Origin of the sequence: Herminiimonas contaminans, from assembly GCF_015645465.1 — a bacterium.
GTDB lineage: Bacteria > Pseudomonadota > Gammaproteobacteria > Burkholderiales > Burkholderiaceae_D > Oxalicibacterium > Oxalicibacterium contaminans.
Map to the genome: position 1 here is coordinate 329,084 of NZ_JADOEL010000002.1, position 20,231 is coordinate 349,314.

Below are 20,231 nucleotides of genomic sequence, written 5' to 3' on the forward strand. Positions count from 1 at the left end.
ACCGGCAGGTGCCACCTGGTGCACCTGCCACTGCAGCAAATTTACAGTATGGTCGCCACCGCGCATTGGCGGTAGTGCGACGCAGCTTCTTCTTCATGACCCAGCGCTTCATGCAATTGCGCCAGTTTCAAATGTACTTCCTGCAACATGCGCGCGCCGTTTGCATCTGATAACGCTTGTTCCAGATGACGTTGCGCCTTGCCCCACAGGTTTTGACGCAGGCACAAGGTACCCAGCGTCAATGCCAGTTCAGGGTCGGTCGGATGTATTTTGGTCCATTCTTCGCAACGTTCGATTTGCGCCAGCAATGCCGGTGAACCCTCGCCTGCCGCTGAAGCACGATACGGACGCAGCAAACGCTCATCCCATTCCAGCGCCATCGATTTTTCAATAATCGCACGTGCATCGTCATGCAAACCGCGCTGATTGAATGCATTCGCGCCGTGCATCGCGACGTAAGCCTTGGTACGGTCATCAGCAGGAATCGCCCACCAGATGTTGCGCAAGGATTCAGCGTCGTTGGATGGGTTCTTCAGCAAATCCTGATACGCCAGCTCGCGCAAGCGGCTCGACAAGGCCGGATGCAAGGCGTTGTTTTTGTCCAGTGTACGCACCAGGCGCAAGACTTCAGGCCAATTGTTCGCGCGTTGGTTGGCCTTCAATGCCATACGCAAGGCGTGAATGTGGCGGGTGCCGTTGGCGTTGAGTTCCTTGACTACATCGAGCGCCAGTTCCGGCTGACGTTCATCGACCAGCAATTCGATGGCGGTCATCAAACGCGCTGTCTTCAGGCTTTGATCTTCTTCTACTGTCGCCAGCCAGGTGTCGCGACGCTCGGTTTGCTGCATACGGTGTGCAGCACGCGCTGCGATCAGCGCAGCCAGGCCTGCATTGTCCGGGGAGTCGGTGGCGCGCATCGCTGCTTTTTCAGCATGACCGAAACGACCTTCAAAGTATGCTTTCAGCGATTCACGCAAAGCCAGATTGCCTTTGCGTTCCAGTTTGTCACGACGATAAGCCGCGACCTTGCCTGGCATTTTTTGCGCGACACGTACCGTCTTCAGCACCGCATAGATCAGGAAGAACAGCAGGACGGACAGCAAGATAAAGAAATTCAGCGACAGGTCGACACGGTACGGCGGGTAGAAGAACACCACGTTACCGGCGTTGAAGCGTGCCAGCACCGCCAGTCCGATGGCAGTGGCAAACAGAACGAGAAGCCAGAGGAATATGCGCATATTAAAAACGGTAGGCCATCATTGTTGTTTTAAAGCTGACGATGAAACCAGGCTTGCGCCCGGCATCAAGGCTTGGCTTTGTAATTACGAACTGCATTCAGGCTTTCGGCCAGGGTCGGCATCTCGATCGCCAGATTGCTCGACTGCACTTGCTTGAGCATCGCTTGTACAGTTTGTGTTTGTTTAGCGCGTGTATCGAAGTATTTGCTGATGGCATCCTGCGACGCGATCATGTCGCTACGGAAAGCGACTTCATTGCGCGATAACAGTGCCAGACGCGCATTGAGCAAACGCAGCTTGAGGTTTTCACGTGCGTAGTAGGCCTGGGTCGGTGACAACAGCAAAGCGTCTGAAGTATCGACACTGCGTACGCGTATCAGTTGCTGGATATCGCCCCAAACTTCGCTGCTCAGGCTGTCCCATTTGGCTTTGGCGGTTGGCCACCAGTCATCCGCAGCCGGTTCAGGCGCCGGTGCAGCAGCACCTGCCTTGGCATTTTTAACTGGCGCTTTGGCTGCTACCGGACGATTCTTCGGTTCGCTGGCTGGCTGTGCCGGTTTTTCATCGGCCAGCAAAGGCATGCTATCGATCTGGCTGATGACGCTATCCAGGCGCAATGCGATACCGGTCAAGTCCAGGCTAGGCAAGGCTTTCAGGCGTGCGATGTCGTGTCCGATCGCGCGCCGTACATTGACGAATTGCGGTGTGTCCGCACGCGACAAACGCGCATCAGCATTTTGCAAGGCGATTAATGCACCTTGTACATTACCTGCCAGTTGCAACTGCTGACTGGCGGTCGACAGTACTTGTTCGATTTCTGCCAGGGCCCAGTCTTCACGCTTCTTGAACAGATCCTGATACAGCTGTTCCAGTGCCAGTTGCTGGCTTTGGGCTTCAACCTGCTTACCTTCGAGTACATTCACCTTGGCTTGCAATTCGGTGATGGTTTCCTGTGCCGACTTCACAATGACCTTGGTTTCGGTATTGATGGCATCGCCACTCTGGATACGGCGCGCTACTTCGGTACGCACCGTGGAAAGTTCTTTATGCGACATCCACCATTGCACACCGACCAGGGCGGCCAAAGCCACCAGGGCTGCATATATCAGGCCCTGCTTGCCGGAGGCATTACTTTTGGTTGATGACGCAGGCGGCGGGCTCGGCGGCACACCGTTGGATGGCGCCGCAGCAGGAGTTGCTGGCGGCGTAGATTCGGGAGATGTTGGCATATCGGTCATGAGCAAGATTGTAACGCGGCTAACAGCCCGTCGTCGCCTGATCTGGTTAGCGTGATATTGGAGAAACCCAGCAACTGCGCGGTTTCTGCGATGCGAACGTGAGATACGAATATTCTTTGTTGTTGCATTTTTGCGACGCTCCCTGCTTCATCAAGTTGGGCAACCATCTCCGTCAGGAAACGCAAACCTTCCGAACTGGTTACGATCCAGTCATTCTGACAACTTAATAGATGCTTGAGTTCGCCACATCTTGCACTATTCAATTCCGGCGCGACCCGTCTATAGGCTGCAAGCGGCGTCACGCCTATGCCTGCGGCGCGCAAGGTATCGCCCAATAATTCGCGTCCGGTCTCACCTCGTATGATCAAAACCTGTTTGCCGCGTAGCGCTGGCAGGTCAAGTTCAGCCAGTAAAGTCTGCGAGTCGGTACGATCCAGATCGGTCGGGCTGATGATGGTGGCCTTGGCCTCAGTCGCGCCATGGCGCAGCAAAGCCATGCGACTGCCCTCGCCCACTACCGCTAGCGGAATGTGCCAGGGCCAGTCGGGCCGGACCGCGAAAGCCGCATCGATAGCGTTCGGGCTGACGAAAGCAATCAGTGCGTAACGATCAAGCTCACGCAAGGCTGCACGCAAAGGCTGCTGATCATCCAGCGGCAGGATTTCCAGCAACGGAAAAATCACTGCCTTGCGCCCCAATGCGGTCACACGTTGCGCCAGCACGTCGGCTTGCGCCAGGGGGCGTGTAATTACTACAAACTCAGACATCCCCGTCCGCGTCCGTTTTACACAAAGCCAGGATCGCAGCCGCATCCTGCTGCTTCAGGGCGTCCGCGATCTGACGTCCCAGCGCTTCTGGTTCGTTCGCCGCAGCGCTAAGGTCAGCGCTGGCGATTTTCGAGCCGTCCGGCGTCGCGATGATGGCGCGTAAACGCATGTCAGCACCATCTATGGTGGCAAAAGCCGCCAGCGGAATCTGGCAGCTCCCGCCAAAATTACGCGATACGGTGCGTTCGGCGGTCACCGCCAATGCAGTTGCCGTGTGGTTCAACGGCGCCAGCCATTCCTTCAGGTCAGCACGTTCGGAGAGGATTTCTATCGCCATCGCACCTTGCCCAGGCGCAGGCAGGCTTTGCTCCGGCGGCAGGTAGGAACGGATACGCTGCGCCAGGCCGAGGCGCTTGAGACCGGCGGCAGCCAGGATGATCGCGGCATATTCGCCAGCGTCGAGCTTGCCGAGGCGGCGATCCAGGTTGCCGCGCAACGGGCGTATCACCAATTGCGGATAGCGCGCGGCGATCAGCGCCTGGCGACGCAGGCTGCTGGTGCCGACGATGGCACCGGCAGGCAAGGCTTCCAGCGATTCAAACTCGTTGGAGACGAAGGCGTCACGCGGGTCTTCGCGTTCGAGGACAGCCGCCAGCTCAAATCCGTCCGGCAGGGTCATCGCCACGTCCTTCAGCGAATGCACGGCGATATCCGCTCGTTGTTCAGCGATCGCTACTTCCAATTCCTTGACGAACAAGCCTTTGCCGCCGACTTTGGAAAGGGTACGATCGAGAATTTGATCACCTCGAGTTGTCATCCCGAGAATCTCTATCGAACACTGCGGATATAATATGGCTAGTTTTTCGCGGACATGCTCGGCTTGCCACATGGCCAGACGACTTTCGCGCGAGGCAATGACTAGTTTTTTCGGGGGCGGAAATTTCAACACGGCTTCTTTCGATTTTCTGTCAGGGGCGGCCAAATTTGCTGAATTCTTCTTTGTTTTCAACAAGTTCGATATGCTTTCGAAGTCATCACAGTATCGATGACCTCGCAGATTGTTGCATCATGAGTTCCTTGAAATTTTAGCATGTACCCTCGTAGAAGACGCCGCATTACTCCATCCTTATCACTCTGAACAAGCTGACTGCATTTTTTCAATATGGCAAAACAACCGACAACCCCGCCTCGCGTGAGCTCTCCATCTGCCGATAAGGCAACCAACAAGGACGCACCACTCAAAGAAGATATTCGCTTACTTGGCCGAATATTGGGCGACGTCTTGCGTGACCAGGAAGGTGATGCAGTATTTGAAGTAGTCGAAACCATCCGCCAGACCGCTGTGCGCTTCCGTCGTGAAGCCGATGTGCAGGCTGGCACGGACCTGAATAAATTGCTGAAGAAGCTGACCCGCGAACAAACCATTTCCGTGGTGCGCGCATTCTCTTACTTCTCGCATCTGGCGAATATCGCCGAAGACCAGCATCACAACCGCCGTCGCCGTGCACACCTGTTGGCAGGTTCGGCAGCGCAGGAAGGCAGCGTTTCCTACGCACTGGAGAAACTGGCGAATGCAGGCGTCAACGGCACCACCGTGCGCAAGTTCTTCAAGGACGCACTGATCTCGCCGGTCCTGACCGCGCACCCGACCGAAGTACAACGCAAGAGTATCCTCGACGCAGAACACGACATCGCCCGCCTGCTGGCAGCACGCGACCTGCCGATGACCGCGAAGGAACGCGCCGCCAATACTGAACTGCTGCGTGCACTGGTCACCACCTTGTGGCAAACCCGCTTGCTGCGTTATTCGAAATTGTCGGTGGAAGACGAAATCAATAACGCCCTGTCCTACTACCGCATTACCTTCCTGCGCGAATTGCCAGCGCTGTACGAAGACATCGAAGAAGAAATCGCCGAACAATTCCCGCAACGCGCCAGCAGCGCGAATGCCAAGCGCGACCTGCACTCCTATGTGCAGATGGGTAGCTGGATCGGCGGCGACCGCGACGGCAATCCGAATGTCAACGCTGGCACCATGCAACTCGCTTTGGCACGTCAATCGACTACCATTCTGGAGTTCTATCTGGAAGAAGTGCACGCATTGGGCGCAGAATTGCCGGTCTCGACCTTCCTTGCTGGCGTCAGCCCGGAAGTACAGGCGCTGGCCGACAAATCGCCGGACACGTCCGAACACCGTGCCGATGAACAATATCGTCGTGCCCTGATCGGCATCTATGCACGCCTGGCAGCCACCGCACGCGCACATGGCGCAACCAACATCCTGCGCAAGGAAGTCGGCCCAGGCGCACCTTATGAAAGCGCCGTCGAATTTTCGGCCGACCTGCAATTGCTGGTCGACTCGCTCAAGGAGCGTCATGGCACCGTGCTGATCAAGCCACGCCTGGCGCCGTTGCTGCGCGCGGCAGAAATCTTCGGCTTCCACCTGGCGACACTGGATATGCGTCAAAGCTCGGATGTACACGAGCGTGTACTGGGCGAGTTGTTCAAACGTGCCGAAGTCGAAACTTCGTATGCCGACTTGCCGGAACAAAAGAAAGTCGAATTGCTGCTGACCGAGCTCGACAAGCCACGCCTGCTATACTCGCCGTACATCGACTACTCGGACGAAACCAATTCCGAACTCAACATCCTGCGTGCCGCGCATCACATCCGTCAACGTTACGGCTCGCGCGCGATCCGCAACTACATCATCTCGCATACGGAAACCGTATCCGACTTGCTGGAAGTCCTGTTGCTGCAACGTGAAACCGGCTTGCTGCGCCCAGACACCGATGCTGCATCGGTAGGCGAAGTTGAGTTGATGGTGATCCCGCTGTTTGAAACCATTCCTGATTTGCGCCTCGCCGCAACCATCATGGAACAAGTCATGGCGATTCCTAAAGTGCGTCGCCTGATCGCCAAACAGGGGCACCTGCAGGAAGTCATGCTCGGCTACTCCGACTCGAATAAAGATGGTGGTTTCCTCACCTCGAACTGGGAACTGTACAAGGCAGAAACCGAACTGGTAAATGTCTTCAATCGTGCCGGCGTCAAACTGCGCCTGTTCCATGGTCGCGGCGGCACCGTAGGTCGCGGCGGCGGTCCAAGCTACGAAGCGATCCTGGCGCAGCCACCAGGCACCGTGAACGGCCAGATCCGTCTGACCGAACAGGGCGAAATCATTGCATCCAAATTCTCCAACCCGGAAATTGGTCGTCGCAACCTCGCCTTGCTGGTCGCCGCTACGCTGGAAGCCAGCCTGACGCCACCACCGGCAGATCGCAAATCGGCGAAGAAACTCGCCGAGTTTGAAAGCGTGATGGCCGAGTTGTCTGAGCTGGCCTACAAAGGCTATCGCAACCTGGTGTACGAAACACCGGGCTTCACCGACTACTTCTTCTCGGCCACACCGATTGCAGAAATCGCCGAACTCAATATCGGTTCGCGCCCTGCTTCGCGTAAAGCGACTCGTCGTATCGAAGATTTGCGCGCAATTCCATGGGGCTTCTCATGGGGTCAATGCCGCTTGCTGTTGCCGGGCTGGTACGGCTTTGGCAGCGCAGTAGAACAATGGCTGGAGCAAGGCGACAACAAAGCCAAACGCGTGGCAACCTTGCGCGCCATGTTCAAGGAATGGCCTTTCTTCGTGACCCTGCTGTCGAATATGGACATGGTACTGTCGAAGACCGATCTGGCCGTCGCATCGCGTTACTCGGAAATGGTGGTGGACCGCAAACTGCGCAACAGCATTTTCAAACGCATCGTGGCGGAGCATGAGCGTACCTCGACTTGCCTGACGCTGATCACCGGCAAGAAAGAACGCCTGGCGAACAACCCCTTGCTGGCACGTTCGATCAAGAACCGCTTTGCTTACCTCGATCCGCTGAATCACTTGCAGGTTGAACTGATCAAACGTCACCGTGCCGCGATGCGCGATGGCAAGGTAGATGACCGTGTCCGTCGCGGTATCCATCTGTCGATCAACGGTATTGCAGCCGGTCTGCGCAACACAGGCTAAGACTCATATAGCCAACAAAAAAGGGAAGCAGGTTTGCTTCCCTTTTTTACGTCTGTTATTTAGAACTCAGCGCACCAGCGCCTTGACCCCGGCCCATTGTCGCCGTGAAATCGGCAGGCGGTCATCGATATGCTGGAGGATGACTTGCCACGACTCCTGCGCCTTATCGGTTTCACTATCGGCATCTACCAGCTGCGCACCACGTTCCACGCCTATGATGGCATCACGTGCGACCAGGGCGTTGCGATGTACACGGATGAACTGGGTCGAGAACTCCTGCTCCAGCGCCGAGAGCGAACCTTCCAGCAAATACTCACGTTCACGTGTGCGCAGGGTCACGTACTTGGCTTCTGCCTTCAGGTACAGCACATGGGCCACCGGCACCAATAACAAACGACCTCGTTCCTGCACCGAAAAATTCTTGCGAGTACTTTGCAAAGTACTCGCCACTTCGCTCAGTTTTTGCTTCTGCTGCAAACCGTTAACACGGCGAATCGCATCGGCCAGGCGCGATGCGCGTACCGGCTTCAGCAAATAATCGAGCGCATGTACTTCAAAAGCCTTTAATGCATATTCATCATAAGCAGTGACGAAGATCACCGCAGGTCCGGGCGGCCCCGCCTGCGCCAGATGCGCGGCCAGCTCTATGCCCGTCATGCCCGGCATTTGCACGTCCAGCAGCACGATATCCGGTGCCAGCGTAGCGATGCTATCCAGTGCCTGCTGTGCCTGCACCGCTTCGCCCACCAGCTCATGCGGGCACTCGGCCGCGATATCAGCCAGCAAGGTCGCCAGGCGCGCGCGCGCTGGTGCTTCGTCATCAACAATCAGGATGCGCGGCGTCATGCACCTGCCTTTTGGTAAGGCAGGTAGAGATGCACTTCAAATTGTCCATCCACTACTTGCGTCGTCAATTGCGCCTCCATATCGTATAAGAGCGTCAAGCGTTCACGGATGTTATCCAGTGCCATATGATTGCCGGTCGACTCCACATCAGCATGATACGGATTCGTCATCACGATTTCTATACGGTCGCGCACGCGGCTGATCGCAATCCTGATCAGCGCGGTTTCGGGTGAAGGTTCGACGCCGTAATGCACGGCATTTTCCAACAAAGGTTGCAGCAGCAAGGCAGGCGTCTTCGCCCTTTGCAGCGTGTCGCCGGAAATACCATCGGTATCCCATTGCACCTGCAAGCGTTCGCCCAGGCGTATCTTTTCTATCGACAGGTATTGCATGCCGATACGAACTTCATTGCCCAGCGTCGTGATATCGCGCGCATCGCGCATGAGGACGCGAAACAGATCGGCCATATCTTCCAGCGTGCTTTCGGCACGACGTGGCTCGGTGCGTATCAGCGACAGCACGGCATTCAGGCTATTGAACAGGAAATGCGGCCGTATCCGCGCCTGCAAAGCCTGCAGGCGTGCTTCCGCCAGTGCCGGGGAAAAAGCCCGTGTCCGCAATTCAAAATAATGCTGCAGGCCGATGCCGAACAAAGCCGCACAGACAAAACCTTCCGGTGCCGACAAACGACTCAGGTTGGTCAGCATCAAATCGTCATTCAACAGGTAATGAATGATCAGGCCGGTAATCGCGCCCGGTACCAGTGCGCAGGCCAGGCGCTGGCCCCACGGCGGGATGGAACGCACCAGGCGGCGCAGGCCGCACAAGGCGAACAAGGAAGTCAGGCTGGCCAGCTCCAGCAACATCGATGCTTCACCAAAAGCCAGCAAACCCGCCTGTATCGATGAGGCATTGATCAGCATTACCACCAGCACCACGCCGTTGACGGCCAGCAAGGATCTGACCATGATGCCGATATTGCAACAGTCTGGGATCACGATTTCCAGCGGGGAGACGGGCGCGGAATCTGGCGATGGCGGCATGGTTGAAGGATTTATCAGGGCTAGAGTGGGACTGCGGGGTGCGCTTGTTCTATAATCGCGTATTCATTAGGACCCAATTATGACAGCACAACTCTCCAAAAAGAGCGAGGCCTGGTCGGCACGCTTCAACGAACCGGTTTCCGATCTGGTCAAACGTTACACTGCTTCTGTATTTTTCGACAAGCGTCTGGCTCAGGTAGATATCCAGGGTTCGCTGGCCCATGCAGAGATGCTGGCACACCAAAACATCATCAGCCAGCAAGACCACGCTGAAATCCAGCGCGGCATGGCACAGATCCAGGAAGAAATCGCTGCCGGCAAGTTTGAATGGCTGCTGGATCTGGAAGACGTCCACCTGAATATCGAAAAACGCCTGACCGAGCTGGTTGGTGACGCTGGTAAACGTTTGCACACCGGCCGTTCACGCAATGACCAGGTCGCGACCGACATCCGTCTGTATGTACGTAGCGAAATCGACAATATCGTCGGTTTGCTGCGCGACCTGCGCCTGGCACTGCTGGACCTGGCTGAAAAACACGCCGATACCATCCTGCCTGGCTTCACCCACATGCAAGTGGCACAACCGATCACCTTCGGTCACCACATGCTGGCTTATGTTGAAATGTTCAGCCGTGATGCCGAACGCATGCTGGATTGCCGCAAGCGCGTTAATCGCCTGCCGCTGGGCGCCGCTGCACTGGCTGGCACCACCTTCCCTATCGACCGTGAACGCGTTGCGCGCACACTGGATTTTGAAGACGTTTGCCACAACTCGCTGGATGCAGTTTCGGATCGCGACTTCGCGATTGAATTCTGCGCCGCCGCGGCACTGATCATGACGCACGTCTCGCGTATGTCGGAAGAACTGGTGATCTGGATGAGCCCGCGCGTCGGCTTCATCGATATCGCTGATCGCTTCTGCACCGGCTCGTCCATTATGCCGCAAAAGAAAAACCCGGACGTCCCTGAACTGGCACGCGGCAAGACCGGTCGCGTCAACGGTCACCTGATCGCCCTGCTGACCTTGATGAAAGGCCAGCCGCTGGCCTACAACAAGGACAACCAGGAAGACAAGGAACCGCTATTCGACACCGTCGATACCGTGGTCGATACGCTGCGCATCTTTGCTGACATGGCAACCGGCATCACCGTCAAACCTGAAGCGATGCGCGATGCCGCGTTGCAAGGTTATGCCACCGCAACCGACCTGGCCGATTACCTGGTGAAAAAAGGCCTGCCGTTCCGTGATGCGCATGAAGCTGTGGCACATGCAGTACGTGCCTGTGTAGACCGAGGCTGCGACCTGAGCGACCTGACACTGGAAGAAATGCGTGTCTTCTCGTCGCTGATCGAAGCCGACATCTTTGAAGTACTGACACTGGAAGGTTCGGTCGCAGCACGTAATCACGTCGGCGGCACCGCTCCCCAGCAAGTGCGCCTGGCAATCGCACGGCACCGTGCACGCCTGAGCTAAAACGCTATTCCGGGCATGCAACTCTGCATGCCCGTTTCATTTCTGCATCCACTATTGCAGCAAGCTGTAAATCCCCACTTCAAACAAGGGTTTTAATTCTCCAGTTCCCTCTGAAAAACTGCCTTTTTCCTGACCTTAGTAATGTTCGTGTCAGCTAGGCTCTGTATCGTGCTGCCTTGTGAAAATGGGATATGTGTGTACGCATCAAAAAACGCTTTTCTAACAAGGGCGTCAATTGATATGGCTTATACTCACATGGCAATAAAAAGCATCTTCGCAGGCGTTAATAAACAGGGGCATGCGCACGTGCTTCATTCAAAATCAATCTGGAGACAAAAATAATGTCTTTTTTGCTATCGCTATCGCGATTCATTGATGCCCTCAATGAAAAAATAGGCCAGGGTATCAGCTGGGCCCTATTGCTCGCTGTCCTCATCTGTACCGGCAATGCCGTCATGCGCTACATATTCAATATCAGCTCTAACGGCTGGCTTGAAATTCAGTGGTATTTATTTGGTGCGATCTTTTTGTTGGCCACTTCGTACACGCTGCGTCGCAATGAACATGTGCGCATCGACGTTGTCGTTGGCCGTTTCTCCAAACGTACCCAAGTCTGGATCGATTTGCTCGGCTTCCTGCTGTTCCTGATGCCCGCAACCTTGCTGATCCTGTACTACTCGGTACCGTATGCATGGATTTCGATCGAAAGCCAGGAAGTCTCGAGCAATGCCGGCGGTCTGATCGTCTGGCCTGCGAAATTGCTGATCCCTGTCGGCTTCGTATTCCTGGCACTCCAAGGCACATCAGAAATCATCAAACGGATCGGCTACCTGAAAGGTCTGGTCCCTGCCAGCGCCTTTGAAAAACAGGTTGCCACCCCCGAAGAAGAAATTGCGGCGATCAAAGCTGCAAATAAACTTAACTGATCGCCAGGAATAAACATGACTGAATTTCTCATTGCGAATATGGCGCCGATCATGTTCGGCGCACTCGTGGTATTCCTGCTATCAGGTTTCCCGGTTGCTTTTGCGCTCGCCGCCAACGGCCTGTTCTTTGGCTTGCTCGGCATCGAACTGGGCCTGCTCAAACCAGAACTGCTGCAAGCCTTGCCTAACCGTATCTTCGGCATCATGGCGAACGATACCTTGCTGGCGATTCCATTCTTTACCTTCATGGGTCTGATCCTCGAACGATCAGGGATGGCAGAAGACTTGCTCGATACCATCGGCCAGTTGTTTGGTCCTTTGCGTGGCGGTGTGGCGTACGCGGTTATTTTCGTTGGCGCGCTGCTGGCGGCAACGACCGGCGTGGTTGCAGCGTCCGTGATTTCGATGGGCCTGATTTCGCTGCCGGTGATGTTGCGCTATGGCTATGACAAGAAAATTGCTACTGGTGTAATTGCTGCGTCAGGCACCTTGGCGCAAATCATTCCGCCGTCGCTGGTGCTGATCGTGATGGCCGACCAATTGGGTCGTTCCGTAGGCGATATGTACCAGGCAGCTTTTTTCCCTGGCCTGATGCTGACAGCCATGTATGCCGGTTACATCCTGATCATCTCTATCCTGCGACCAAAATGGGTACCTGCCTTGCCAGCGGAAGCACGCAACCTGCGCCAACCTGATGGCTCCAGTGGTGTTATCTCCCTGCTGATCCTGATCGTCGGAACTGTGGCAGCCTGCTTCGTACTCGAAAAAATCCTGTTAGCCTCCAACCCAAAGTTGCATGCCGATGAGGGCCTCATTTACGCCGCGACATTGAGCATTGCCACTGCCTTCCTGATTGCCTACATCAATCGCAAGATGAAACTGGGCATGCTGTCGAAAATCGCTGAACAGGTGGTCTTCGTACTGGTTCCGCCACTCGCCTTGATCTTCCTGGTGCTGGGTACCATTTTCGTCGGTATCGCCACACCTACTGAAGGCGGCGGTATGGGCGCCTTTGGTGCGATGGTGCTGGCTATCATGAATCGCCGCCTGTCGTGGGACTTGCTCAAGCAAGCGATGAATTCAACCTCACGCCTGTCCTGCTTTGTCATGTTCATCCTGATCGGCTCCAGCGTGTTCGGCCTGATCTTCCGCGGCGTCAATGGCGACCTGTGGGTGGAACATCTGCTGACCTCCTTGCCAGGTGGTACTGCCGGCTTCCTGATCGTGGTCAACATCCTGTTCTTCGGTCTGGCCTTCTTCCTCGACTTCTTCGAACTGGCCTTCATCCTGGTACCACTGGTCGGCCCGGTCGCAGAAAAAATGGGCATCGACCTGATCTGGTTCGGCGTACTGCTGAGCGTGAACATGCAGACTTCGTTCATGCATCCACCTTTCGGCTTCGCCCTGTTCTATTTAAGGTCGGTCGCGCCCAAAGAGGTCAAGACCTCGGATATTTACTGGGGCTCGGTACCATTCGTGCTGATCCAGGTCATCATGGTGACGCTGATCATCGCCTTCCCGAAACTGATCTCGGTCGATTCCAAAACCGATATGCATGAAAAAATCGAGTTGAAGATCGATATGGGTGATAACAGCGTGGACTACGGCAATGACGATGCTACGGAGAACAGCAGCGACAAACCTGCCAGCACCGACGATGAAGCACCGCAACTGAACTTCTCAACGGAAGAGCCAGCCAAGAAGTAAGACTGGCCTCTCGACAAAAATCCCGCACCTACAGTGCGGGATTTTTTTTGCCCGCAACATCTGCAAACAAGCCGCTTCCGTCGCTTGTGCAGCAAGATCTGATTGCAGCAACGCCAGTGGCACAGTCCCGCCCCGCCCCTTTAAGCATGGATAACCTGCTACGCCACGAAGTTCTCGGACATAAAAAAACCCGCAGCACAGGCTGCGGGTTTTGATGAAGCTGTAAGGATTACTTACGGCCGATCATGAAGTTCTGGATAGGCACTTCAGCGACCGAGAACCATTGGTTCTGATCTTGGCGGAAGCGTTTCCATGGTTCGTAGATCTTCTTGAACTTGGCATTTTTCGCTGCTTCTTCATCCATCGTTTCAACGGCAGCCTTGTAGCAAGCTTCCATGATCGGTTTGGAGAATTGACGCAGCTTGACGCCGTTCTTGAGCAAACGTGCCAGTGCAGCTGGATTACGTGCATCGTATTCCGCTTGCATGACGACGTGCGCTTCGTAGGAAGCAGCTTCTACTGCAGCCTGGTATGCCTTAGGCAGTTTTTCCCATTCCTTGATACCGATGTAGAACGAGAGTTGCAGGCTAGGTTCCCACCAGCCTGGTGTGTAGTAGAACGGCGCGACTTTGTTGAAGCCGAGTTTTTCATCGTCGTATGGACCGATCCATTCTGCTGCATCGATGGTGCCTTTTTCCAGCGCTGGGTAGATATCACCACCAGCGATCTGTTGTGGCACCAGGCCGAGGCGTTGCATCACGCGACCAGCGAAACCGCCGATACGCATTTTCAGGCCTTGCAGGTCTTTAACTTCCTTGATTTCCTTACGGAACCAGCCACCCATCTGGGTACCGGTGTTACCGCCCAGGAAGTTGACGATGCCGTAGTCTTTGAAGAATTCGCGGGTCAGTTGACGACCGCCGCCCTGGTCGAACCAAGCGGTTTGCTGACGCGAGGTCAGGCCAAATGGAACAACAGCGTCGAATGCGAATGTAGGATCTTTACCGAAGTAGTAGTACGAAGCCGAGTGACCGATTTCAACGGTACCAGCCTGAACTGCATCCATCACTTGCAAAGCCGGAACAATCTCGCCGCCTGCGAATGGACGAATGTTGAATTTACCATCGGTCAGTTGCGAAACACGTTTGGTAAATACATCCGCTGCGCCATAAATCGTGTCTAGTGATTTAGGGAAGCTGGAAGCCAGACGCCAGTTAATCGTCGGGTTGGTTTGTGCGAAAGAAGGCACGGCAACCGCACCTGCGGTAGCGCCGACTGCTGCTTTCTTAAGGAATGAACGACGTTCCATTTTGTCTCCTGGAGTGGTTAACGACAACAGCTATTTGAAATTTTCTTGCCGATAAAATCAGCCGTTAAATCTCATACAAATTATCAGTTGTAAGGGTGACGTAAGTTGCCCGAAGTAGTAATAATCTTCATGCTTTACGCGATAAACAACTGGTATAACCATACACTGAAAACGCAGTATTAACCACCTGCAACCACCATATTTTCTATCAACACCGAACCCGTTTGTTTGGTTCCGCGCACCAAAGTATCAGCACCAATCGCAACCACCTGCATGAAGATATCCTTCATATTTCCAGCAATCGTGATCTCTTCTACCGGATACTGGACGACACCTTTCTCGACCCAGAAACCGGACGCGCCACGCGAGTAATCACCGGTCACATAATTGACACCCTGGCCCATCAGTTCAGTGACCAGCAAACCGGTATCGAGCTTCTTCAGCATCGCCTTGAAATCATCGGTCGCTTTGGTCAAGGTAGAAGTCATGGACAGGTTATGCGAGCCACCGGCATTACCTGTGGTTTGCATGCCGAGTTTGCGCGCCGAATAAGTCGAGAGGAAATAGCCCTGCACGATACCGTCCTTGACGACATCACGACGGTGAGTCTTCACACCCTCTTCATCAAATGGCGACGAGCCAACGCCACCTATCACATGCGGATCTTCGACGATCTGTACATGCGGCGCAAACGCAGCTTTGCCGAGGGAATCCAGCAGGAAGGTTGACTTGCGGTACAAGGCACCGCCGGAGACTGCCTGCACAAAGGCACCCAGCAAGCCTGCTGCCAGCGGCGCTTCAAACAGGACCGGGCATTTGCGTGTATCCAGCTTGCGTGCGTTCAGGCGTGCCAGTGCACGTTGCGCCGCGTACTGACCCACCGCTTCCGGCTTGGCCAGCTTGTTCGGATCACGCATCGACGAATACCAGTCGTCGCGCTGCATATTGCTGCCCTTGCCGGCGATAGGTGCGACAGAAATCGTATGACGCGAATACGGATAGCCACCAATGAAGCCGCGCGAGTTGGCCGAGACAAAATGCGATTGCTGCGCATAGACGCTGGCACCTTCGCTATTCGTAATGCGTTTGTCGACTGCAAACGCGGCTGCTTCGCCACGCTTGGCCAGCTCGACCGCTTCCTCACTGGAAATCAGCCATGGATAGCACAGCTGCAAATCGCGCGGATTACGCTCCAGCATGTCGGCGTCCGGCAAACCGGCGCAATCATCTTCTGCGGTAAAGCGGGCGATGTTGTATGCTGCCTCGACCGTATCCTTCAGCGCCTGCTGGGAAAAGTCGGAAGTGCTGGCATTGCCGCGTCGTATATGGCCATCTTCACCGAGGTAAATGGTGACGCCCATGCCTTTGTCTTTATTCTGTTCTATCGTCTCGACGCCGCCCTTGCGCACCGAAACCGACAGACCGCTGCCCTCATTGATCTCTACGGCCGCATCAGAAGCGCCTTTTTCCTTCGCATAACGCAGTACATCCTGCGCCAATTGCTTTAACTGATCTTGACTATGTATAAACACTGATTCGCTCATGAGGGGGTCGTTTTCTTCGGAAATACCTATAAAACAGTTATCATAGCAGTCGTTTACAGAATGGCTGCTAGCCTTATCAAATCAGATCATGCCAAATCCCAACCGAGGCTCCTGCGGGTTCCAGTCGAGCGAATTCGAACAGGAATACGAACGCCCATCAAAATCCGAGTTAAAGCGCCAGATGACGGCCTTGCAAAAGCTCGGTGAAGAGCTCATCGCCGAACCGCGCGACCGCGTCAAACGCGTGCCTATGCCGGAAGAAGTACGTGACGCCATCCTCGAATGCCAGCTCATCAAAGACCACGAAGGTCGCCGTCGCCAGACACAGTATGTCGGTAAAAAAATGCGCTCGCTGGAGCCGGACGAAATCGCCGCCATCCAGAAAATGCTGGATAGCTGGAAAGGCGCATCCAAATCGGAAACCGCCGCCCTGCACGCGATCGAACGCAAACGCGACAAATTGTTGACAGATGACAAGGTACTGACACAGTTGCTGGCGGACAATCCAGAACTGGATGGCCAGCATCTGCGCACCCTGATACGCAATGCGCGCAAAGAACAGGCCGAGAACAAACCGCCTAAGGCTTATCGCGAAATTTTCCAGATCCTCAAGCAACTGCAGGCAGCCGCCGCTGCCACATCTACTACGGACGAAGAAGACGATGTCGAAGAAGACTAACCCGGATGAATTGAAAATCGGTCTGGTATCAGTATCTGACCGCGCCTCCAGCGGCGTATATCAGGATGAAGGCATCCCTGCACTGCAAGCCTGGTTCACCTCGGCGCTGACCAGTGAATGGAAAGTAGAAACCCGTTTGATCCCGGACGAACAATCGGCGATTGAAAAAGCGCTGATCGAACTGGTCGACATCGAACGCTGCGACCTCGTCATCACCACTGGTGGCACCGGTCCGGCCCGTCGCGACGTCACACCGGAAGCGACCATCGCTGTCGGCACCAAGGAAATGCCAGGTTTCGGCGAACAAATGCGCCAGATCAGCCTGCACTTCGTACCGACCGCCATCCTCTCGCGCCAGGTCACCGTCATCCGGGAAACCGCAGAGCACGCAGCACTCATCATGAACCTGCCGGGCCAGCCGAAATCGATCAAGGAAACGCTGGAAGGTTTGAAGGATGCCGACGGCAAGCAAATCGTAGGCGGTATCTTCGCAGCCGTACCGTACTGCATAGACCTGATGGGCGGCCCGTACATCGAAACCAACGAAGCCGTCTGCAAAGCCTGGCGTCCGAAACACGCGATCCGACCAGCCAAATAATTTTTTAACTTACTGTAATTTTTACTCACCATCATCATGACCTTAGAAACCGTCGAACTTGAAACCGCACCCAACCCAACCGTTTCCATCATCTGGATGCATGGCCTAGGCGCCGACGGCAACGACTTTGTTCCTATCGTCAGAGAACTCGACCTGAGCGGCCTGCCTGGCATCCGTTTCGTCTTCCCGCACGCACCGGAAATCCCGGTCACCGTCAACGGCTTCCGCGAAATGCCAGCCTGGTATGACGTGGTCGTTACTGAATTTGGTCGCGAAGAAGATGAGGCCGGTCTGCGTGCATCGCAGGTTTCGATCAACGAACTGATCGAACGCGAAAAAGCACGCGGCATCGCCGCCAACAAAATCCTCATCGCTGGCTTCTCGCAAGGTTGCGCAATGACCTTCCAGGTCGGCCTGCGCTATCCGGAACGCCTGGGCGGCCTGCTGTGCCTGTCCGGTTACGTACCTATCGACTCGACAGTAGAAGCTGAACGTAGCGAAGCCAACAAAGACATCCCTATCTACTACGGTCATGGTCGTGGTGATCAGGTCATCCCTATCACCCGTGCACAGCGTTCGCTGAGCTTGTTGCAAGCGCTGGGATATGACGTGGACTGGCATGAGTACAACATGCCACACTCGGTTTGCGGACCGCAGTTGGATGACATCTCTAACTTCCTGAAACGTGTATTGAAATAAACGCCAGGGAACAAATAAAAAAGCACGCTATATGCGTGCTTTTTTATTGCCAATTTAAGACCGCCTCGGCTAAAACTAAGAGGCTGTGGTTGTGAGTCCACTGTGACGATGCCGTTTGTGCGGGACAGAAAATGGAAAAAGAAGTGGGTGTGTCTGAGGTGTAGCAGGGAATTCGCGGAACACTGTTCCGCGCTTGCATAACGGTATCCGCTTGCAAGCGGATACCGTTACGCAAGGGCAGCGAGTTTCGCCCACTTCCCATTTTTTGTCCCGCACAAACGGGGACCCCGCAGGGGCAGCGGCGCTGTGGTCGCCTTTCTTTGCTTACTTTCTTTGGCGAAGCAAAGAAAGTGAGTGGCTGCCGGGCCACTCCCGGCAAACCCAACCTCCACGGAGAAAGAAAAACATCAGCGACAAAGCAACGAAACCAAACCTACTTAAACACCACCGTCTTATGCCCATTAAGCAAAATCCGATGCTCAACAAAATACTTAACCGCCCGCGCCAACACCACACACTCCACATCCCGCCCTATCGCAGTTAAAGTCGCCGGATTCATGGCATGATCCACGCGCTCCACATCCTGCTCAATAATCGGCCCCTCATCCAGATCACCCGTAACGAAGTGCGCAGTCGCACCGATCAGTTTCACACCACGCTCATGCGCCTGATAGTACGGCTTGGCGCCCTTGAAACTAGGCAGGAAGGAATGATGAATATTGATCGCCCGTCCCTGCAAAGCCTGGCACATTTGCGGTGACAGTATCTGCATGTAACGCGCCAATACCACCAGATCAATTTCCGCACTCCGCGCGATTTCCAGCACGCGCTCTTCCTGTGCACGCTTGGCTTCTTCAGAAGCACCGGGTGCGAGTGGCAGATGGTGGAACGGAATGTTGTAGCTGGCCGCGAGTTGATAAAAGTCTGTGTGATTCGACACGATGGCCGGAATGTCTACCGGCAACAAACCACTTTTATAGCGGAACAGCAAATCGTTGAGGCAATGACCGATCTTGGAAACCATTAGCATCACGCGCGGCTTCTTCTGCGCATCGTGCAATTGCCAGGTCATATGCATGGTCTCTGCCATCGCCGAGAAATCAGCGCGCAAGACTTCATCATTGATGGAAGCATTTTCCGCCGCGAAATAGACGCGCATGAAAAAGAGTTGTGATTGCGCATCACCAAACTGCGCCGACTCTATGATGTTGCACCCATGCTCTGCGAGGAAACCTGATACGCGTTGCACAATGCCACGCTGATCGATGCAGGAAAGATTGAGTATGTATTCCGGATGCATGATGGCTACCTGAATGAAGTCGCTTGCGGCTCAAGCGTTGCGCTTTATTGTCGCATGGCTTTGTTAATCAGGAGAAATTCCATTCGAATATGGTATTAACAGATGTAACAAGTCCCTCGCAGTGGCATGGGAACCACTGCGAGGGACTATCTTTGCGCTACGGAAAGTTAGACGCTTTTCGCGACTGACAGACCTTTTGCCTGTGTGGCTGTGCCACCTACCTGTACATCACCTGCCAGTTGACCACCTTCTTCGATCACAACATTGCCGTAACGAATTTTTCCGGAGACCTTGCCGGATGCATAGATCACCAGCTTCTGACGCACTGTCAGTTCGCCGTCAAACGTACCGTGGATCTCAGCGATATCAATACCAGCCGAACCTTTGAAAGAGCCATCTTTGGAAATCTGGATCACGCGTGAATCCATGGTCGCTTCAACGAAGCCTTCCACCACCAGCGTATCGCAATCGGTGATCTCCACACCCTTGAGTTTGATGTTAGGACCGACGATGAGTTTGCTGCCGACTTCATTGCTGTGCTGATTCGATGCTTGCCCCGAGGAATTCAAACCACCTGTCGGAACTGATGCCTTGGGAAAACTGGAGCTGCCTGTGCTTGAACTGGACAATGACGATGAGTTGGTTGTGCTCATAGGAGGGTTTGGCGTATTGGTGTCGCGCTTGCCAAAAAGCGTGTCGGATCGAAGCATGAAATCTCCTGAAAATAATTGTCGCGATGACGTAATAAAAATAAATGAATACGCTTGCAGCATCGGCAGTACATCGCGCGTAACGGCATCCCGGCTTATCTGTTTTGCGTGGTGGCAATGCGATGAATAGAGAGA

General features: G+C 54.7%; 17 protein-coding genes. 7 read left to right on the plus strand and 10 right to left on the minus strand.

The window, feature by feature from the left end; all coding sequences use genetic code 11:
- Positions 1–41: 41 nt before the first annotated feature.
- The 4 genes from IXC47_RS03875 to hemC form a co-directional block, all read right to left on the minus strand.
- Complete coding sequence (locus tag IXC47_RS03875; protein ID WP_175625441.1) at positions 42–1,238, minus strand: heme biosynthesis protein HemY; 1,197 nt, start codon at positions 1,236–1,238, stop codon at positions 42–44.
- A 65-nt stretch (positions 1,239–1,303) separates the two neighbouring features.
- Complete coding sequence (locus IXC47_RS03880) at positions 1,304–2,476, minus strand: uroporphyrinogen-III C-methyltransferase (protein WP_370458608.1); 1,173 nt, start codon at positions 2,474–2,476, stop codon at positions 1,304–1,306.
- The gene (locus IXC47_RS03885; RefSeq protein ID WP_195874752.1) at positions 2,473–3,243 is read right to left on the minus strand and encodes a uroporphyrinogen-III synthase; all 771 of its coding nucleotides are present in this window, start codon (positions 3,241–3,243) and stop codon (positions 2,473–2,475) included. Before IXC47_RS03885 ends, IXC47_RS03880 begins: the two co-directional genes overlap by 4 nt.
- Positions 3,236–4,189 (minus strand): hydroxymethylbilane synthase, encoded by a 954-nt coding sequence (gene hemC, locus IXC47_RS03890; RefSeq protein WP_195874753.1) that lies wholly within the window; start codon positions 4,187–4,189, stop codon positions 3,236–3,238. The genes IXC47_RS03885 and hemC overlap by 8 nt, the downstream gene beginning before the upstream one ends.
- Positions 4,190–4,405: 216 nt before the next feature.
- On the opposite strand from hemC, the gene ppc reads away from it, so the two are divergent.
- Positions 4,406–7,261, plus strand: a complete 2,856-nt coding sequence (gene ppc, locus IXC47_RS03895) for a phosphoenolpyruvate carboxylase (protein WP_195874754.1) — start codon at positions 4,406–4,408, stop codon at positions 7,259–7,261.
- 66 nt (positions 7,262–7,327) lie between these two features.
- On the opposite strand, the gene IXC47_RS03900 is transcribed toward ppc, so the two are convergent.
- Positions 7,328–8,107 (minus strand): LytR/AlgR family response regulator transcription factor, encoded by a 780-nt coding sequence (locus IXC47_RS03900; protein WP_195874755.1) that lies wholly within the window; start codon positions 8,105–8,107, stop codon positions 7,328–7,330.
- Positions 8,104–9,105: a sensor histidine kinase gene (locus IXC47_RS03905; protein ID WP_326838362.1), complete on the minus strand. Its 1,002-nt coding sequence runs from the start codon at positions 9,103–9,105 to the stop codon at positions 8,104–8,106. The genes IXC47_RS03900 and IXC47_RS03905 overlap by 4 nt, the downstream gene beginning before the upstream one ends.
- A 124-nt stretch (positions 9,106–9,229) precedes the next feature.
- Between IXC47_RS03905 and argH the strand changes: the two genes are divergently transcribed.
- The 3 genes from argH (at position 9,230) to IXC47_RS03920 (ending at position 13,257) form a co-directional block, all read left to right on the plus strand.
- Complete coding sequence (argH, locus tag IXC47_RS03910; protein WP_175625434.1) at positions 9,230–10,624, plus strand: argininosuccinate lyase; 1,395 nt, start codon at positions 9,230–9,232, stop codon at positions 10,622–10,624.
- A gap of 341 nt (positions 10,625–10,965) precedes the next feature.
- Positions 10,966–11,550 (plus strand): TRAP transporter small permease subunit, encoded by a 585-nt coding sequence (locus tag IXC47_RS03915; protein ID WP_195874756.1) that lies wholly within the window; start codon positions 10,966–10,968, stop codon positions 11,548–11,550.
- Between the two features lie 15 nt (positions 11,551–11,565).
- Complete coding sequence (locus IXC47_RS03920; RefSeq protein WP_175625432.1) at positions 11,566–13,257, plus strand: TRAP transporter large permease; 1,692 nt, start codon at positions 11,566–11,568, stop codon at positions 13,255–13,257.
- Between the two features lie 229 nt (positions 13,258–13,486).
- On the opposite strand, the gene IXC47_RS03925 is transcribed toward IXC47_RS03920, so the two are convergent.
- Together IXC47_RS03925 and pmbA are read right to left on the minus strand one after the other, a co-directional pair.
- Complete coding sequence (locus tag IXC47_RS03925) at positions 13,487–14,566, minus strand: TRAP transporter substrate-binding protein (RefSeq protein ID WP_012078992.1); 1,080 nt, start codon at positions 14,564–14,566, stop codon at positions 13,487–13,489.
- Between the two features lie 179 nt (positions 14,567–14,745).
- Positions 14,746–16,110: a metalloprotease PmbA gene (pmbA, locus tag IXC47_RS03930; protein WP_195874757.1), complete on the minus strand. Its 1,365-nt coding sequence runs from the start codon at positions 16,108–16,110 to the stop codon at positions 14,746–14,748.
- Between the two features lie 88 nt (positions 16,111–16,198).
- Between pmbA and yjgA the strand changes: the two genes are divergently transcribed.
- Genes yjgA through IXC47_RS03945 form a run of 3 tightly spaced genes read left to right on the plus strand, consistent with a single transcriptional unit; the run spans position 16,199 to position 18,086 of the window.
- Entirely contained in the window at positions 16,199–16,789 is a 591-nt protein-coding gene (yjgA, locus tag IXC47_RS03935) for a ribosome biogenesis factor YjgA (protein WP_195874758.1), read from the plus strand.
- Complete coding sequence (gene mog / locus IXC47_RS03940) at positions 16,773–17,387, plus strand: molybdopterin adenylyltransferase (protein WP_175625428.1); 615 nt, start codon at positions 16,773–16,775, stop codon at positions 17,385–17,387. Before yjgA ends, mog begins: the two co-directional genes overlap by 17 nt.
- Before the next feature lie 36 nt (positions 17,388–17,423).
- The gene (locus IXC47_RS03945; protein WP_175625427.1) at positions 17,424–18,086 is read left to right on the plus strand and encodes an alpha/beta hydrolase; all 663 of its coding nucleotides are present in this window, start codon (positions 17,424–17,426) and stop codon (positions 18,084–18,086) included.
- A gap of 433 nt (positions 18,087–18,519) precedes the next feature.
- Here the strand turns inward: IXC47_RS03945 and purU are convergent, their stop codons facing one another.
- Together purU and IXC47_RS03955 are read right to left on the minus strand one after the other, a co-directional pair.
- Entirely contained in the window at positions 18,520–19,389 is an 870-nt protein-coding gene (purU, locus tag IXC47_RS03950; RefSeq protein WP_195874826.1) for a formyltetrahydrofolate deformylase, read from the minus strand.
- A gap of 164 nt (positions 19,390–19,553) precedes the next feature.
- The gene (locus IXC47_RS03955; RefSeq protein ID WP_175625426.1) at positions 19,554–20,096 is read right to left on the minus strand and encodes a bactofilin family protein; all 543 of its coding nucleotides are present in this window, start codon (positions 20,094–20,096) and stop codon (positions 19,554–19,556) included.
- Positions 20,097–20,231: the final 135 nt, after the last annotated feature.

Excerpts from the sequence above, each read along its gene's own strand:
- IXC47_RS03880 (WP_370458608.1), bottom strand. The coding sequence starts at position 2,476 with ATGACCGATATGCCAACATCTCCCGAATCTACGCCGCCAGCAACTCCT.
- mog (WP_175625428.1), top strand. The coding sequence starts at position 16,773 with ATGTCGAAGAAGACTAACCCGGATGAATTGAAAATCGGTCTGGTATCA.
- argH (WP_175625434.1), top strand. The coding sequence starts at position 9,230 with ATGACAGCACAACTCTCCAAAAAGAGCGAGGCCTGGTCGGCACGCTTC.
- IXC47_RS03945 (WP_175625427.1), top strand. The coding sequence starts at position 17,424 with ATGACCTTAGAAACCGTCGAACTTGAAACCGCACCCAACCCAACCGTT.
- yjgA (WP_195874758.1), top strand. The coding sequence starts at position 16,199 with ATGCCAAATCCCAACCGAGGCTCCTGCGGGTTCCAGTCGAGCGAATTC.
- IXC47_RS03920 (WP_175625432.1), top strand. The coding sequence starts at position 11,566 with ATGACTGAATTTCTCATTGCGAATATGGCGCCGATCATGTTCGGCGCA.
- IXC47_RS03885 (WP_195874752.1), bottom strand. The coding sequence starts at position 3,243 with ATGTCTGAGTTTGTAGTAATTACACGCCCCCTGGCGCAAGCCGACGTG.
- IXC47_RS03955 (WP_175625426.1), bottom strand. The coding sequence starts at position 20,096 with ATGCTTCGATCCGACACGCTTTTTGGCAAGCGCGACACCAATACGCCA.
- IXC47_RS03915 (WP_195874756.1), top strand. The coding sequence starts at position 10,966 with ATGTCTTTTTTGCTATCGCTATCGCGATTCATTGATGCCCTCAATGAA.
- IXC47_RS03875 (WP_175625441.1), bottom strand. The coding sequence starts at position 1,238 with ATGCGCATATTCCTCTGGCTTCTCGTTCTGTTTGCCACTGCCATCGGA.
- pmbA (WP_195874757.1), bottom strand. The coding sequence starts at position 16,110 with ATGAGCGAATCAGTGTTTATACATAGTCAAGATCAGTTAAAGCAATTG.
- IXC47_RS03900 (WP_195874755.1), bottom strand. The coding sequence starts at position 8,107 with ATGACGCCGCGCATCCTGATTGTTGATGACGAAGCACCAGCGCGCGCG.
- ppc (WP_195874754.1), top strand. The coding sequence starts at position 4,406 with ATGGCAAAACAACCGACAACCCCGCCTCGCGTGAGCTCTCCATCTGCC.
- IXC47_RS03925 (WP_012078992.1), bottom strand. The coding sequence starts at position 14,566 with ATGGAACGTCGTTCATTCCTTAAGAAAGCAGCAGTCGGCGCTACCGCA.